This window comes from Tomitella biformata AHU 1821 (assembly GCF_000524475.1).
GTDB classification, from domain to species: domain Bacteria; phylum Actinomycetota; class Actinomycetes; order Mycobacteriales; family Mycobacteriaceae; genus Tomitella; species Tomitella biformata.
The window spans coordinates 13,068-26,158 of record NZ_BAVQ01000084.1 but is presented as its reverse complement, the minus strand read 5'-3'; the positions used below and the strand labels follow the sequence as shown (position 1 = coordinate 26,158).

13 protein-coding genes are annotated in these 13,091 nt (G+C 68.1%); 5 read left to right on the top strand and 8 right to left on the bottom strand.

Annotated features, from left to right (window positions below):
- Position 1: 1 nt before the first annotated feature.
- Positions 2 to 961: a tRNA (adenosine(37)-N6)-dimethylallyltransferase MiaA gene (miaA, locus tag TBIF_RS21460; RefSeq protein ID WP_051461708.1), complete on the bottom strand. Its 960-nt coding sequence runs from the start codon at positions 959 to 961 to the stop codon at positions 2 to 4.
- Positions 919 to 1,683, bottom strand: coding sequence for a class III extradiol ring-cleavage dioxygenase family protein (locus TBIF_RS21455; RefSeq protein ID WP_024796794.1), 765 nt, complete (start codon positions 1,681 to 1,683; stop codon positions 919 to 921). The genes miaA and TBIF_RS21455 overlap by 43 nt, the downstream gene beginning before the upstream one ends.
- A gap of 191 nt (positions 1,684 to 1,874) precedes the next feature.
- On the opposite strand from TBIF_RS21455, the gene TBIF_RS21450 reads away from it, so the two are divergent.
- The gene (locus TBIF_RS21450) at positions 1,875 to 3,314 is read left to right on the top strand and encodes a DUF349 domain-containing protein (protein ID WP_024796793.1); all 1,440 of its coding nucleotides are present in this window, start codon (positions 1,875 to 1,877) and stop codon (positions 3,312 to 3,314) included.
- Between the two features lie 89 nt (positions 3,315 to 3,403).
- On the opposite strand, the gene TBIF_RS21445 is transcribed toward TBIF_RS21450, so the two are convergent.
- Together TBIF_RS21445 and miaB are read right to left on the bottom strand one after the other, a co-directional pair.
- Positions 3,404 to 4,039: an Rv2732c family membrane protein gene (locus TBIF_RS21445; protein ID WP_024796792.1), complete on the bottom strand. Its 636-nt coding sequence runs from the start codon at positions 4,037 to 4,039 to the stop codon at positions 3,404 to 3,406.
- Positions 4,040 to 4,085: 46 nt separating this feature from the next.
- Positions 4,086 to 5,645 carry a tRNA (N6-isopentenyl adenosine(37)-C2)-methylthiotransferase MiaB gene (gene miaB, locus TBIF_RS21440; RefSeq protein ID WP_024796791.1) on the bottom strand — a complete coding sequence of 520 codons (1,560 nt, stop codon included), beginning with the start codon at positions 5,643 to 5,645 and terminating at the stop codon, positions 4,086 to 4,088.
- A 252-nt stretch (positions 5,646 to 5,897) separates the two neighbouring features.
- On the opposite strand from miaB, the gene TBIF_RS21435 reads away from it, so the two are divergent.
- The 4 genes from TBIF_RS21435 to TBIF_RS21420 all read left to right on the top strand — a co-directional run bounded on the left by TBIF_RS21435 (position 5,898) and on the right by TBIF_RS21420 (position 9,141).
- The gene (locus tag TBIF_RS21435; protein WP_024796790.1) at positions 5,898 to 6,626 is read left to right on the top strand and encodes an amino acid ABC transporter ATP-binding protein; all 729 of its coding nucleotides are present in this window, start codon (positions 5,898 to 5,900) and stop codon (positions 6,624 to 6,626) included.
- A gap of 91 nt (positions 6,627 to 6,717) precedes the next feature.
- A complete protein-coding gene (locus TBIF_RS21430) occupies positions 6,718 to 7,500 on the top strand; it encodes a glutamate ABC transporter substrate-binding protein (RefSeq protein ID WP_024796789.1) in 783 nt (260 codons plus the stop codon).
- Positions 7,501 to 7,522: 22 nt separating this feature from the next.
- Positions 7,523 to 8,206 (top strand): amino acid ABC transporter permease, encoded by a 684-nt coding sequence (locus tag TBIF_RS21425; protein WP_024796788.1) that lies wholly within the window; start codon positions 7,523 to 7,525, stop codon positions 8,204 to 8,206.
- Positions 8,203 to 9,141, top strand: coding sequence for an amino acid ABC transporter permease (locus tag TBIF_RS21420; RefSeq protein ID WP_024796787.1), 939 nt, complete (start codon positions 8,203 to 8,205; stop codon positions 9,139 to 9,141). The genes TBIF_RS21425 and TBIF_RS21420 overlap by 4 nt, the downstream gene beginning before the upstream one ends.
- Before the next feature lie 172 nt (positions 9,142 to 9,313).
- On the opposite strand, the gene TBIF_RS24175 is transcribed toward TBIF_RS21420, so the two are convergent.
- The 4 genes from TBIF_RS24175 to TBIF_RS21400 all read right to left on the bottom strand — a co-directional run bounded on the left by TBIF_RS24175 (position 9,314) and on the right by TBIF_RS21400 (position 13,087).
- Positions 9,314 to 10,120, bottom strand: coding sequence for a regulatory protein RecX (locus tag TBIF_RS24175; protein WP_024796786.1), 807 nt, complete (start codon positions 10,118 to 10,120; stop codon positions 9,314 to 9,316).
- Positions 10,121 to 10,343: 223 nt separating this feature from the next.
- Positions 10,344 to 11,399, bottom strand: coding sequence for a recombinase RecA (gene recA / locus TBIF_RS21410; RefSeq protein WP_024796785.1), 1,056 nt, complete (start codon positions 11,397 to 11,399; stop codon positions 10,344 to 10,346).
- Positions 11,400 to 11,695: 296 nt separating this feature from the next.
- A complete protein-coding gene (locus TBIF_RS21405; protein ID WP_024796784.1) occupies positions 11,696 to 11,890 on the bottom strand; it encodes a DUF3046 domain-containing protein in 195 nt (64 codons plus the stop codon).
- A 24-nt stretch (positions 11,891 to 11,914) separates the two neighbouring features.
- Positions 11,915 to 13,087: a glycosyltransferase gene (locus TBIF_RS21400; RefSeq protein WP_024796783.1), complete on the bottom strand. Its 1,173-nt coding sequence runs from the start codon at positions 13,085 to 13,087 to the stop codon at positions 11,915 to 11,917.
- Positions 13,088 to 13,091 lie beyond the last annotated feature (4 nt).

The window sequence follows — 13,091 nt, the reverse complement described above, 5'->3', positions numbered from 1 at the left end:
GCTAAATGCTAGCGGCGATGACGCGCAGAGCCTGGCCAGCCAGGTCCTGGGCCGCGCCGTCGAGCCAGTGGATCCGGTTGTCCCGACGGAACCAGGAGCGCTGCCTGCGGACATAGCGACGAGTGCCGAAGAAGGTCAGCTCCTCAGCCTGCGCGCGGTCATACTCGCCGTCGAGCAGGCCCAAGACCTGCGCGTAGCCGATGGCCCGCGGCGCGGTGACGCCCTCCCGGAGCCCTTCCTCGACGAGGCGCTCGACCTCCTCGACGAGGCCCCCCTCGAACATCGCGCTGGTCCGGCTGGCGATCCGCTGGTCCAGCACTGCGGTGTCGCGGTCTATGCCGATGAGCCGGGCACCCCACCGAGGCACGCCGACCGTGGGCATCGACGCCGCATAGGGCTGGCCAGTCAACTCCACCACCTCGAGGGCGCGCACGACGCGGCGCCGGTCGGAGTCCAGGATGCTGGCCGCGGCGGCGGGATCGCGGCGGCCAAGCTCCTGGTGCAGCGCCCCGATGCCGATCCGGTCCAACTCTGCCTCCCAGCGTGCGCGGACGTGCGGATCGGTGGCCGGGAACTGCCAATCATCTATGAGCGCCTGCACGTACATCATCGAGCCGCCCACAATGATGGGTGTGCGACCCCGCGCCATGATCGCCTCGACATCGGCGCGCGCCGCGGCCTGATAGGTCGCCACCGTCGCAGTCGTCCGGACGTCGAGCACGTCAAATTGGTGATGCGCGATGCCGCGGCGCTCCGCCACCGGTGTCTTCGCGGTGCCAATATCCATGCCGCGGTAGAGCTGCATGGCGTCGACGTTGATGATCTCGCCCTCGAGGCGCTCCGCCAGATCAAGCGCCAGGTCGGACTTGCCCGTCGCTGTCGGCCCGATCACGGCCACCGGAACACGGCACCCGGCTCTCACGCCAACACCCCCGTCGAATCCTCGCCCGCGGGCAGCCATAGGCAGGCGTAGTAGCCCACCCCATATGGCGCGTCGGCGAACACCACAGCGTCCCGGACAGCACCGTCGCCGACCACGCCGGCGAGCACCTGCCACGGCGCACGACCCTCCACACCCAGCTCGGCGCACAGCACCTCATCCAGCGCTGCGAGGCATGACAGGTCCCCGGCTGCGAATGCTGCCCGCAATGCGGCGTCGAGACCCGCCGCCCGTGGGTCGAACGCGCCGGGGGCCTTCGCGGTCAGGGTCGTTGGGCCGTCTGCGACCACCAGGACTCCCTCGCGCAGCGGCGAGCCCGCGAGCTGGCCGGCCAACGCCCGGCCGGCTGCCGCGCAATCCGACGGATCGGCAGCGCCGTCGACGAGCTCCGCGGCCACCGCGCAGCCGGCGCCGACTGCCCCGCGCAGCCACCCGGCGATGAGCAGGGGCAGCGGCATCGCTGCATCGGTGACCGCCGGGGCGGGCGCGCCATCCAGCGACACCCGGACGTCGACGCCGAACCCGGCGAACGAACCCACCGGACTGCCGGCAAGGGACCGTGCGGCGGGCGTCTCCCGGGCTCCCTGCACGCCGAGCACCGTCCAGCGGTCGCAGCGGTCCGCCAGCCCCGCCGCGACAGCCACTGTGTGCTCGCGCAGGGCCGCCAACTCACCCGCCGCGGCACCCCCTAATTCGGGGACCAGGAGCGGGGTTGCGGGGACAATTCCAATGGCAGTGAGCACATAGACACGGTAGTCGACCCGCCAAAGTGTGCGCGCCACCCGCACTTGGAGCGGTCCGACCCCACGCTATTCCGGGGCCAATTGGGGGGTTTGCCTAGCCGTCGAATGCATCACCGGGTTGAATGGACGGCGGTACACACCTGAGCACCCGCTAAATAGGCAGCCGTGACGCGCGGCAGAGATGAGGAACCATGAGTGAGAACCCGACTCCCCCCAACCAGGAGCAGCCCTCGGACAAGGCACCCGAGGGAGCCGGATCCGCATCTTCGCCCGCCCCCACACCAGCGCCTGCGGCCGCAGCCCCCAGCCCCGCCGCCGCGGCCGCCAAACCCCGCATCCCGGGTCCGCGGCCGTCGCCTGGCAAGCCCGGCCCGGTTGCGGGCGCGCATCCGCCGGCCGCCCTGCACCACACCGCGAACAACCCCGCCAAATTCGGTCGCGTCGACGACGAGGGCAACGTATTCCTCAAGACCGCCGACGGCGAGAGGCAGATCGGGTCCTGGCAGGCAGGCGAGCCCAGCGAGGGTCTGGCGCATTTCGGCCGACGTTTTGAAGATCTCGCGACCGAGGTCGAGCTGCTCGAGGTTCGCCTCAGCTCTGGCACTGCAGATCTGCGGAAGACGCGCAGCGCCGCGTCCGCGCTGCTGGAGTCGCTGCCCACCGCCGCGGTGCTCGGCGATGTCGATGGACTGGACAAGCGCCTGCAGATCGTCCTCGCCGGGTGCGAGGAGGCAGTCGTCGAGGCCCGCCACCGTAAGGATGCCCAGCGCGTCGACCAGATCACCCGCAAGGAGGCACTGGCGGCCGAGGCCGAGGAGATCGCCGCCGAGGCCAGCCAGTGGAAGGTCGCGGGCGACCGGCTCCGGGAGATCTTGGACGAGTGGAAGACGCTGCGCGGCATCGACCGCAAGACCGACGACGTGCTGTGGAAGCGGTACTCGAAGGCCCGCGAGGCGTTCAACCGTCGCCGCGGCGCGCACTTCGCGGACCTGGACCGCCAGCGCGCTGGCGCGAAGCACCGCAAGGAGGACCTCGCGATCGAGGCGGAGAAGCTGGCGGCATCAACGGATTGGGGCCCCACCGCCGCGGCGTTCCGCGACCTGATGGCCGAGTGGAAGCTGGCCGGCCGTGCGCCCCGCGACACCGATGACGCACTGTGGGAGCGGTTCAAACAGGCGCAGGACACGTTCTTTGAGAATCGTAAGGTCGCCAACGCCGAGGTCGACAAGGAGTTCGCGGCCAACGCCACCGCCAAGGAGTCTCTGCTGGCCGAGGCGGAGCGCATCGACCCCGCGACGGGGCTCGACAGCGCGCGCGCCGCGCTCCGCAACCTCCAGGAGCGGTGGGAGGACATCGGCAAGGTCCCGCGCGAGCGAATGCATGACCTCGAGGGCCGGCTGCGGGCGGTCGAGACCAAGGTTCGCGAGGCCGCGGACCAGCAGTGGCGTCGCACCGACCCCGAGGCGCTCGCACGCGCTGCCCAGTTCCGCGACCGCGTGAACCAGTTCGAGGCGCAGGCCGCCAAGGCCGAGGCCGCGGGCAAGGCGAAGGACGCGGAGAAGGCTCGCGCCCAGGCCAAGCAGTGGCAGGAGTGGGCGGACGCCGCCGAGGGCGCCGTCAACGAGCGCTAGAGCAGGACGCGAGACGCCGCGGTGGTCCACTCGAATGAGTGGACCACCGCGGCGTTTACGTTGTGCCCGGCTGGGCCGAACTGGTGGAACTACTCGCGGGGTCGGTCCGGCCGGCCGAGACGCGACTGGTTGTAGAGCTCGTCGTCGTCGTCCGACGCGTGCTGACGCCGTTCCTGCTCGGCCGCGAACTGCAGCGAGGTCTTGGTCCAGACGACCCGCAGCCACATGTAAGTCAGCACTACCATCAGGATCAGCATCACGATCAGCCCGATGCCCGGTCCGGCCAGGTGCGCCGCGCCCTCCAGGGACTCTTTGCTGGAGTCCGGACCGGCCAGCTTCTGGCTGGTGGTCTGGCGCGACCAGATAGCGAGGACCCCGAACACGATCCCGATGGTGGTGCCCGCAGACACGACCCAGGCCAGAGCCCACCGGCGGGTCACGAGGGTGAGGATGCCCAGTAGGCCGCCGAAGATCAGCGCGATCCACAGGAAGATCTCCGAGGTGAAGGCGATCGCCTCCTTCTGCGCGGACGCGCTGCCGGAGATCACCTCCCAGCCGTTCGCCGCGCCGACGTGCGGCAGTGCGAACGAGCCCAGCAGAGCGACGATCAGCACCGCTAGCACCACGCCCCGCAGGCCGGGCTGGATCTCCCCGCTGACCTTCTTCTCCGCCCGCTCGAAGTCCTTGCGGAACGGTTCCAGCTCAGCTGGCATCTTCTCACTCATCTCCGGCACCTCATCTTGGCAAATCCTCGTCGTTTCGGGCGTGCGCCTATATTCCGCATCCGGCCTCCACCGGCAGAGCCTGGGGCGCACCGACCGTCGGCAACCCTAGTCCGATCTCGATCGGCGCGGTCCGCGGCGTGACGCCACTCTCATGGGCGTCGCCGGCGCGGGTGCGCCGATGGCTGAGCACGGCCGAGTCGGCGATCAAGAAATGCGGGGCGGCACCGGTGACCGTTGTGGTCACGACATCCCCTGGGCGCAGATCCGCCGCGGCCACCGGGCTCTCGGGCGTCCCGGCGGGTAGGAAGTGCACCAGCCGGCCGTCGCGTGCGCGGCCGCTGAGCCGTTCGGTCTGCGCGTTCTTGCGCCCCTCGCCCGTGGCGATGAGCAGTTCCACCTCGGTGCCGATCTGCTCACGGTTGGACTGCAGGCTCATCTCCTCCTGCAGCGCGACGAGCCGCTCATAGCGTTCTTGGACGACGGCCTTGGGGATCTGATCGGGCATCGTGGCGGCCGGGGTGCCGGGCCGGATCGAGTATTGGAATGTGTAGGCGCTGGTGAACCGGGCGCGCCGGACGACGTCGAGGGTCTCTTGGAAGTCCTCCTCTGTCTCGCCGGGGAAGCCGACGATGATATCGGTGGTGATCGCGGCGTGCGGCATCACCGACCGGACCTTCTCGATGATCCCGAGGAACTTCTCCTTGCGGTAGGAGCGCCGCATCGCGCGCAGGACCCGATCCGAGCCGGACTGCAACGGCATGTGCAGCTGCGGGCACACGTTGGGGGTCTCGGCCATCGCATAGATGACGTCGTCGGTGAACTCGGCCGGGTGCGGGGAGGTGAAGCGGACCCGCTCCAGCCCCTCGACCTGCCCACAGGCACGCAGCAGGGCCGCAAAGGCGCCGCGGTCGCGGGTTTGGCCGGGGTCCGCGAACGACGCGCCATAGGCGTTGACGTTCTGTCCCAGCAGGGTGACCTCCAGCACGCCCTCGGCGACGAGCGCCTGCACCTCGGCCAGCACGTCCCCGGGCCGCCGGTCGACCTCCTTGCCCCGCAGGGCCGGCACGATGCAGAAGGTGCAGGTGTTGTTGCAGCCGACCGAAATCGACACCCAGCCCGCATACGTCGAGTCCCGACGCGCCGGCAGGGTCGACGGGAACGCCTCCAGGGACTCGAGGATCTCCACCTCGGCGGATTTGTTGTGCCGGGCGCGCTCGAGGAGCACGGGCAGCGAGCCGAGGTTGTGCGTCCCGAAGACGACGTCCACGTGGGGGGCCCGCTCGGTGATGATTGCGCGGTCCTTCTGCGCGAGACAGCCGCCGATCGCGATCTGCATGTCGGGGTTGGCCAACTTGGCCGGACGCAGCTGACCGAGGTTGCCGTAGAGCTTATTATCCGCGTTCTCGCGCACCGCGCACGTGTTGAACACCACAAGGTCCGCGGCAGCTCCCGCCGCAGCCCGCACATATCCCGACTCCTCCAGCAAGCCAGACAGGCGCTCGGAGTCATGAATGTTCATTTGACAGCCATAAGTGCGGATCTCATAGCTCCGCTCGCGGCCAAGCCCACCCTCCTGGCCACCGGGGCGGACGGATGTCGCTGTCATCTCTGACATCAACTGAAGTTCCTCGATTCCTGCGCTATCAAAAAATTACAATGGCTCTCACACTGCGCTCAACAGCCACTAGGATACTGCTGATCGCCGCCGCAACCCAGCCGCCGGGTTCAGGGCTGGACGCCGCCCCCGCGCATAGAATCAGAATACGTTGGTCAACTGGTGGTGCCGGGCAATAGTCTGATCACCATGACTACGCGAGAGTCCGCCGGCGTACCTGCCGGCGGCGCCATATCAACGTCGATGATCTCGATCCGATCCGTCGACAAGCACTTCGGTGACCTGCATGTTCTCAAAGACATCAACCTGGAGGTCCCGACTGGCCAGGTCGTCGTGATGCTCGGCCCGTCCGGCTCCGGCAAGTCGACACTGTGCCGAACGATCAACCGCCTCGAGCCCGTCGATTCGGGGACCATCGCCATTGACGGCTCTGTGCTGCCCGATGAGGGCCGTGCCCTCGCGAAGCTGCGGTCCGAGGTGGGCATGGTCTTCCAGCAGTTCAACCTCTTCGCGCACAAGACGGTGCTGGAGAACGTGATGCTTGCGCCGATCAAGGTCCACAAGATGAAGAAGGACGACGCCCGCAAGCGCGCCAGCGAGCTGCTCGAGCGCGTCGGCATCGCCAACCAGGCGGACAAATATCCCGCCCAGCTCTCCGGCGGCCAGCAGCAGCGCGTGGCGATCGCCCGCTCGCTCGCGATGGACCCGAAGGTGATGCTCTTCGACGAGCCAACCTCCGCCCTCGACCCCGAGATGGTCAACGAGGTCCTCGAAGTGATGGTCGAGCTCGCCCGCGAGGGCATGACGATGATCGTCGTCACCCACGAGATGGGTTTCGCCAGCAAGGCCGCCGACCGCATCATCTTCATGGCCGACGGCTGCATCATCGAGGACTCCGAGCCTAAGAAATTCTTCAGCGAGCCGGAGACTGCGCGTGCCCGCGACTTCCTCGGCAAGATCCACGGACACTGAGCGAGAACTGACAATGCGAATATTCCCCTCTTTCCTCCGGCCCCCCCGCCGGCGCAGAACACTGGCACTGGCCGCCGCGGCCACGGTGGCCATGCTCGCACTCACCGCCTGCGGCAGCACCGAGCCCCGTGATCCCCTGACCGACGCGGCCGAAGGCAGCCTCATCATCGGCGTCAAATACGACCAGCCCGGCCTTGGCCTCCGCAACCCGAACAAGGCCATGACCGGCTTCGACATCGACGTCGCCCGATACATCGCGAACTACCTCGGCGTGCAGCCGGACCAGATCACGTGGAAGGAGGCGCCGTCCGCGCAGCGCGAGACGCTGATCAAGAACGGCGAGGTCGATTTCATCGTCGGCACCTATTCCATCAACGAGAGTCGGCTCAAGGCCGTGGACTTCGCCGGCCCCTACTACACCGCTGGCCAGTCCTTCCTCGTCCGCGCGGACGATGATCGCATCAGCGACGAGCACCCGCTCCAGGACGGTATGCGCCTGTGCTCAGTGTCCGGATCGACCTCGGCCGTGAACGCGCAGAAGTACTTCCCCGGCGTCCAGCTCCAGCAGTTCGATAGCTACTCGTCCTGTGTCGAGGCTCTCGCCCGCGGGAAGGTGGATGCGCTGACCACCGACGACATCATTCTCGCCGGCTATGCCGCCCAATACCCCGGCGAGTTCAAGGTTGTGGGCACGCCCATCACCACCGAGGAGTACGGGGTGGGCCTGGCCAAGGGCATGGACGCCGCGCGCAGCAAGATCAACGACGCCATCGAGCAGATGATCGCCGACGGCTCGTGGGAGCGCGCGCTCCAGGGCGCCCTGGGTTCCTCTGGCTTCCCCCTGCCCGATCCGCCCCAGGTCAACAGGTACTGACCCCTACCCGAGGAGGTGAACTATGGATCTCATCAACACTTATGGCAGCCAGATGCTCAGCGCGTTCTGGGTCACCATCAAGCTCACATTCTGGTCGGCGATCGGTGCCACAATCCTGGGCACCGTGCTGACCGCCATGCGCGTCTCGCCGGTGCCCATCATGCGGCTGGCCGCGACCTGTTACGTCAATATCTTCCGCAACGCCCCGCTGACCCTGATCATCTTGTTCTGCTCGATCGGGCTCTACCAGAACCTCGGTGTGCACTTCGCCCCCGAGGGCTCGCCAACCTTCATCGATGACAACAACTTCTGGCTCGCCGTCTTCGGATTCACGATCTACACGGCCGCCTTCGTCTGCGAGTCGCTGCGCTCGGGCATCAACACTGTGCCCATCGGCCAGGCCGAGGCCGCTCGGTCCCTGGGTCTGCGCTTCGACCAGACGTTGTCGGTGATCGTGTTGCCGCAGGCGATGCGCGCGGTCATCGCGCCATTGGGCAGCGTGCTTATCGCGTTGACCAAGAACACCACCATCGCGTCGGTCATCGGTGTGGCGGAGGCAGCGCTGCTGATGAAGACGATGATCGAGTTCAACGCCAATGAGCTGTTCCTCGTGTTCGGCCTGTTCGCCGTGGGCTTCATGATCCTGACGCTGCCCATCGGATTCCTCTTCGGCTATGTCGGCAATCGATGGGCGGTCAAACGATGAGTACCAGTGCGAGCGTTCTCTTCGACGCTCCCGGTCCCCGGGCTCGGATCAAACACCGCCTCATCGCGGTCCTGTTCGGCGTCGTCCTCATCGGCGCCATCATCATTGTGCTGCGGATCCTCGGGGACAACGGTCAGTTGACGGCCTCCAAGTGGGAGCCGTTCACAGAGCAGGACATGTGGACTACGTATCTCCTGCCCGGCCTGTGGGGCACCCTCCTCGCCGCCGGCATCTCGATCGTCCTAGCGCTGGCGCTCGGCGCGGTGCTCGGCATTGGTCGACTGTCCGTGCACCGTCCTGTCCGCTGGATCAGCGGCGCCATTGTGGAGCTGTTCCGCGCGATCCCGGTGCTGATCCTGATGATCTTCGCCTACCAGGCCTTCGCCCACTACGGGATCTTCCCGTCCGGCCAGCTGGCCTTGGCCGCCGTCGTCGTCGGGCTTACTCTGTACAACGGCTCCGTCATGGCGGAGATCCTGCGCGCCGGCATCCTGTCGCTCCCGCGCGGGCAGAACGAGGCCGCGGTCTCCCTCGGCCTCCGCAAGAGCCAGTCCATGCGCATCGTGCTCCTGCCGCAGGCGGTGACGGTGATGCTGCCAGCACTGGTCTCCCAGATGGTGATCGCTCTGAAGGACTCTGCGCTCGGCTACCAGATCGGCTATATCGAACTGGTGCGGAGCGGCCAGCAGGCGGGCTCCTCCTACCGCAACTTCTTCGCCGCACTGGTGGTGGTCGGCGTGATCATGATCATCATCAACTTCGCCCTGACCAGCCTGGCGACGTGGATCGAGAAGCGGTTGCGCACGCGTGGCGCGGGCAAGGGACGCCCGGGCCAGCTCGAGACGGGCCTGCCCGACATCGACGCCGATATGATCGACGGGGTTCCCGGCATAGACGAGATCGGCCCGATGGGCGGCGCGGCGCGGCGCATCTGACCCGGCTGGAATCTCCACCGAGCAATGGCTACGGCCCCACCCAATCATTCCGGGTGGGGCCGTAGCCATTGCTCGGTCCGCCGTGCTCGACGGGCGATCGTCAGCCCGGATAGCGCCGCGAGCGGACCGTGGAAGGTGATGTCGTCGTGGGTGACCAATTCCAGCGAGTGGCTCAGTCTGCGCTTTCAGCGCGCGCCGCCCAGGCTTCCTTCACCACGCGGTAGGCGAGTCCCGCGGAATAGCCCTTGCGGGCCAGCATCCCGACGAGCCGGCGCATCTCCTTCTCTCGCTGCGCAGTCTCCAGGTTCGGGTCCACGGCTTTGCGGGAGAGCTTTCTGCGCACCAGCTCGGCCGCGCGCTCCGCCTCGTCCCCCGCGGAGATCTGCTCCAGCGCTATCGCCGCCACATCGTCCGCGACACCCTTGTGCCGCAGCTCCTGGGCCAACGCACGCTTCGCCTTGCCGCCGTCCCGATGCCGGAAGTGCACCCACTGGTCGGCGAAGTCCGCGTCGTCGATGAGCTGCTCGCGCTCAAGCCGCCCGGTCACCTCTGCCACGACGTCCTCTGAGAAACCGCGCTGCGTGAGCCGGTCTACCAGCTCTCCGCGGCTGCGCGCGCGAGCGCCGAGCAACCGCAAGCAGGAGTCGTAGGCCTTGGCTGGATCGTCTTCCCCTGTGGGAGCCTCGCGGCCCGCCCGGCTGTCGCGTCCGGGCCGGGGCGAGCCGATCTGCGTGTCGTCGGCTTCGCGGTAGTCGGCGTCCCCCTCGCCGGGACGCCGTCGGCGGGCCGCGGATCGACCCGACTGTGAGCCTCGGGGCAAGGTCTTGGCAGAGCCCAGCTCCGCATCGCCCGGCAGGGGTCCAGGCTGCTCGCGCTCCCCCGTGCCGGTCTTGGCTACGGTCCCGGTCGACTGCCTCGGCGCGGAGCCGACCGGCCTAGCCCACTCTGGCATTGCCGGGTCGTCGATGGTCCCCGCCACGTCAGCGCGCGAAGCGAGACTGTCTGGCGTGGTCCTGCCCGGGGAGCGCGTGTGCTTGGCCCGTGGGCGCTCCCTCGGCGAGAGGGCAGGCCCCTGCGGTTGGGCACTATCGCCGAAGATCCGCTCCAGCCTTGACCAGGCCAGCGCGGCTTGTTCCGGACCGAGCGAATTCACCCCCGGATCAGAGCTGACGGGTTCAGGTCCCATTGCTCCGATCCGATCCTCAGAACTCGACGGGCGCGGCGTCTGCGGTTGCGATTGTGGCATCGTCGGTCAGTACGGCGCCGATGCCGAGCTTCTCCTTAATCTTCTTCTCGATCTCGTCACGCACGTCGATGTGCTCCAGCAGGTACTTGCGGGCGTTGTCCTTGCCCTGCCCCAGCTGATCGCCCTCGTAGGTGTACCAGGACCCGGACTTGCGGACGAAGCCCTGCTCCACGCCCATGTCCACCAGCGAGCCCTCTTTGCTGATGCCCTGGCCGTACAGAATGTCGAACTCGGCCTGCTTGAACGGGGGCGCGACCTTGTTCTTGACGACCTTGACCCGTGTGCGGTTGCCGATCGCGTCGGTGCCGTCCTTGAGCGTCTCGATCCGTCGGACGTCCAGGCGGACGGAGGCGTAGAACTTCAGCGCCTTGCCGCCGGTGGTGGTCTCCGGGGAGCCGAACATCACGCCGATCTTCTCGCGCAGCTGGTTGATGAAGATCGCGGTGGTGCCCGAGTTGTTGATGGCGCCCGCCATCTTTCGCAGCGCCTGGCTCATCAGCCGAGCCTGCAGTCCCACGTGGCTATCGCCCATCTCGCCCTCGATCTCCGCACGCGGCACCAGGGCCGCCACGGAGTCGATCACGAGGATGTCGATGGCACCCGAGCGGATCAGCATGTCCGCGATCTCCAGGGCCTGCTCGCCGGTGTCCGGCTGCGAGACCAGCAGGGCGTCGGTGTCCACGCCGAGATTGCGCGCGTACTCGGGATCCAGGGCATGCTCCGCATCGATGAAGGCGGCGATCCCGCCGGCCTTCTGCGCCTCGGCCACCGCGTGCAGCGCCACCGTCGTCTTACCAGAGGACTCCGGGCCGTAGATCTCGACGACCCGGCCGCGGGGGAACCCGCCAATGCCCAGCGCCACATCCAGGGCGATCGACCCCGTCGGGATCACCGCGATCGGCTGGTGCGACTCCTCGCCCAGTCGCATCACCGAGCCCTTGCCGAAGTTCTTGTCGATCTGCGCCAGCGCCAGCTCCAGCGCCTTATTGCGGTCGTTACTTACCTTCGCCATGATGTCTCCGTTCTTGGCGTGTGCGCCGCGGCCATGAGATTGCGCCCCATTGCTGTTGCCGTCTGCCTAGGTCTGTGGAATTCGTGCAGTGCCGTCAGAGTAGATGCGGGCACTGACAATTTTCAGTTCTGCGGCCCTCGAAGGCCTCGGTTGTGGATACAGCCCCGCCTGTGGAGACTTCCGCCGAGGAAATCCCACGGCACCGGATCGCCGCCTACGCACCAGCATAGACGAACGCGTGTTCGACGGCGACGACACGCCGAACATGTTCGCGAAGATAATTCATAGAAAGGCTCTCACCAGCGGGTTTTGGGGACCTCGAAGTCCCGGCACAGCGCCCGCCAGATATCCCGGGGCTCCACCCCGGCCTCTAGAGCCTGCTTCGCGGTCTGGCCATTGAGATCGGTGAGCACATGGTCCACCAGCATCGAGCCGCCGCGGATCCGGCCGAACTCCTCGTCGATCAACTCTTGGAACTGTGTTAGTCGCACCGGCCAACGGTAGCGCGTGCGGGCTCAGGCGACACCGGCGGCACGGCGGCACACCGCCACCGCGTCGACCACCGCATCCGCGCCGCGCTGTGCCCGCACGGCGGCGGCGCTGTAGCGCTCGTAGTCCGCCAGGATCGTGCGTACAGCGGCGGTGAGCGCCTCCTCCGTCAGTGGCTTGACCAACACCGCGTATCCGGCCCGCTCCGCCCGGCGCGCGAGCTCCCACTGGTCCCCGCCCCCCGGCACCGCCACCACCGGGGCGCCGGCGAGCAGCGCCTTGGCCAGCATTCCGTGGCCGGCCCCGCACACGACGACCGCTGCCTCTTTAAGCGCCTGCTCCTGGCGGCTCCGGCCCGCACGCGCCCACTCCGGCACCGCGGAAGGGATCGGCCCGAACGTGGTGATGGCGACCCGCACCGGGTGCTCCCCCATCAGCTCCGGCGCGAGTGCGCCGAGCGCGGCCTCGGCGAGGGGCTTGTCGTCGTTCGTGGCGGTCGATGGGGCCACGAGGATCAGCGGCTCCGATCCGGGCGGCAGGTCCATCTCCTCGGTCGTCGGATCCCAGACCAGCGGGCCCACCACATAGGCGTTGTCCGGCCAGTCCGGGCGCGGCACCTCGAGCGCGGGCAGAGTCGCGATCAGCCGCGCGACGGGCCCGCGGCCGGCGGCGGGCAAGCCCACACTCAGCCGTGCTGCCCGCTGCGCTTTGGCGCCGCGGCGCATCGAGGCATCGGTCATCGCGCGCAGCACGACGTCGCGGATCCGGCCCCGGACGCCCACGCCGGGCGCGAGTCCGCTGCCGAGGGGAGGCAACCCCTTCGAGGGCAGGTAGAGCGGATGCGGCACCAGCTCCACCCAGGGGATGCCGAGGCGCTCAGCCGCGAGGCCGCCGCCGACGGTGATCGTGTCGGAGACAACCAGGTCCGGCGCGATGGCCCGCAGGTCCGCCAGGATCTCGGTGGACACGTGCGCCGCCCGGCCATGCAGTTTCGCGCCTTCGTCGGCGTCGTCATCCCCCGGCCGCGGGGCCAAGCCCTTGAGCTCGATGAACTCGAAGCCCTCCGTGGCGGCCGCGTCCGCCCACCGTGTTCCGGACAGCAGCACCGCCGAGTCCCCCGCCGCGACCAGCCTCCTGCACAGTTCAATCGCGGGGATCGCATGCCCCGCCTCTGGTCCGGCCACCACCGCTACTCGCATCGGG

What these genes read in the sequence shown, in the direction of transcription:
- miaA (WP_051461708.1), bottom strand. Translation starts at nt 961, where the DNA reads ATGGCTGCCCGCGGGCGAGGATTCGACGGGGGTGTTGGCGTGAGAGCC.
- TBIF_RS21450 (WP_024796793.1), top strand. Translation starts at nt 1,875, where the DNA reads ATGAGTGAGAACCCGACTCCCCCCAACCAGGAGCAGCCCTCGGACAAG.
- TBIF_RS21445 (WP_024796792.1), bottom strand. Translation starts at nt 4,039, where the DNA reads ATGAGTGAGAAGATGCCAGCTGAGCTGGAACCGTTCCGCAAGGACTTC.
- miaB (WP_024796791.1), bottom strand. Translation starts at nt 5,645, where the DNA reads ATGACAGCGACATCCGTCCGCCCCGGTGGCCAGGAGGGTGGGCTTGGC.
- TBIF_RS21435 (WP_024796790.1), top strand. Translation starts at nt 5,898, where the DNA reads ATGATCTCGATCCGATCCGTCGACAAGCACTTCGGTGACCTGCATGTT.
- TBIF_RS21430 (WP_024796789.1), top strand. Translation starts at nt 6,718, where the DNA reads ATGCTCGCACTCACCGCCTGCGGCAGCACCGAGCCCCGTGATCCCCTG.
- TBIF_RS21425 (WP_024796788.1), top strand. Translation starts at nt 7,523, where the DNA reads ATGGATCTCATCAACACTTATGGCAGCCAGATGCTCAGCGCGTTCTGG.
- TBIF_RS21420 (WP_024796787.1), top strand. Translation starts at nt 8,203, where the DNA reads ATGAGTACCAGTGCGAGCGTTCTCTTCGACGCTCCCGGTCCCCGGGCT.
- recA (WP_024796785.1), bottom strand. Translation starts at nt 11,399, where the DNA reads ATGGCGAAGGTAAGTAACGACCGCAATAAGGCGCTGGAGCTGGCGCTG.
- TBIF_RS21400 (WP_024796783.1), bottom strand. Translation starts at nt 13,087, where the DNA reads ATGCGAGTAGCGGTGGTGGCCGGACCAGAGGCGGGGCATGCGATCCCC.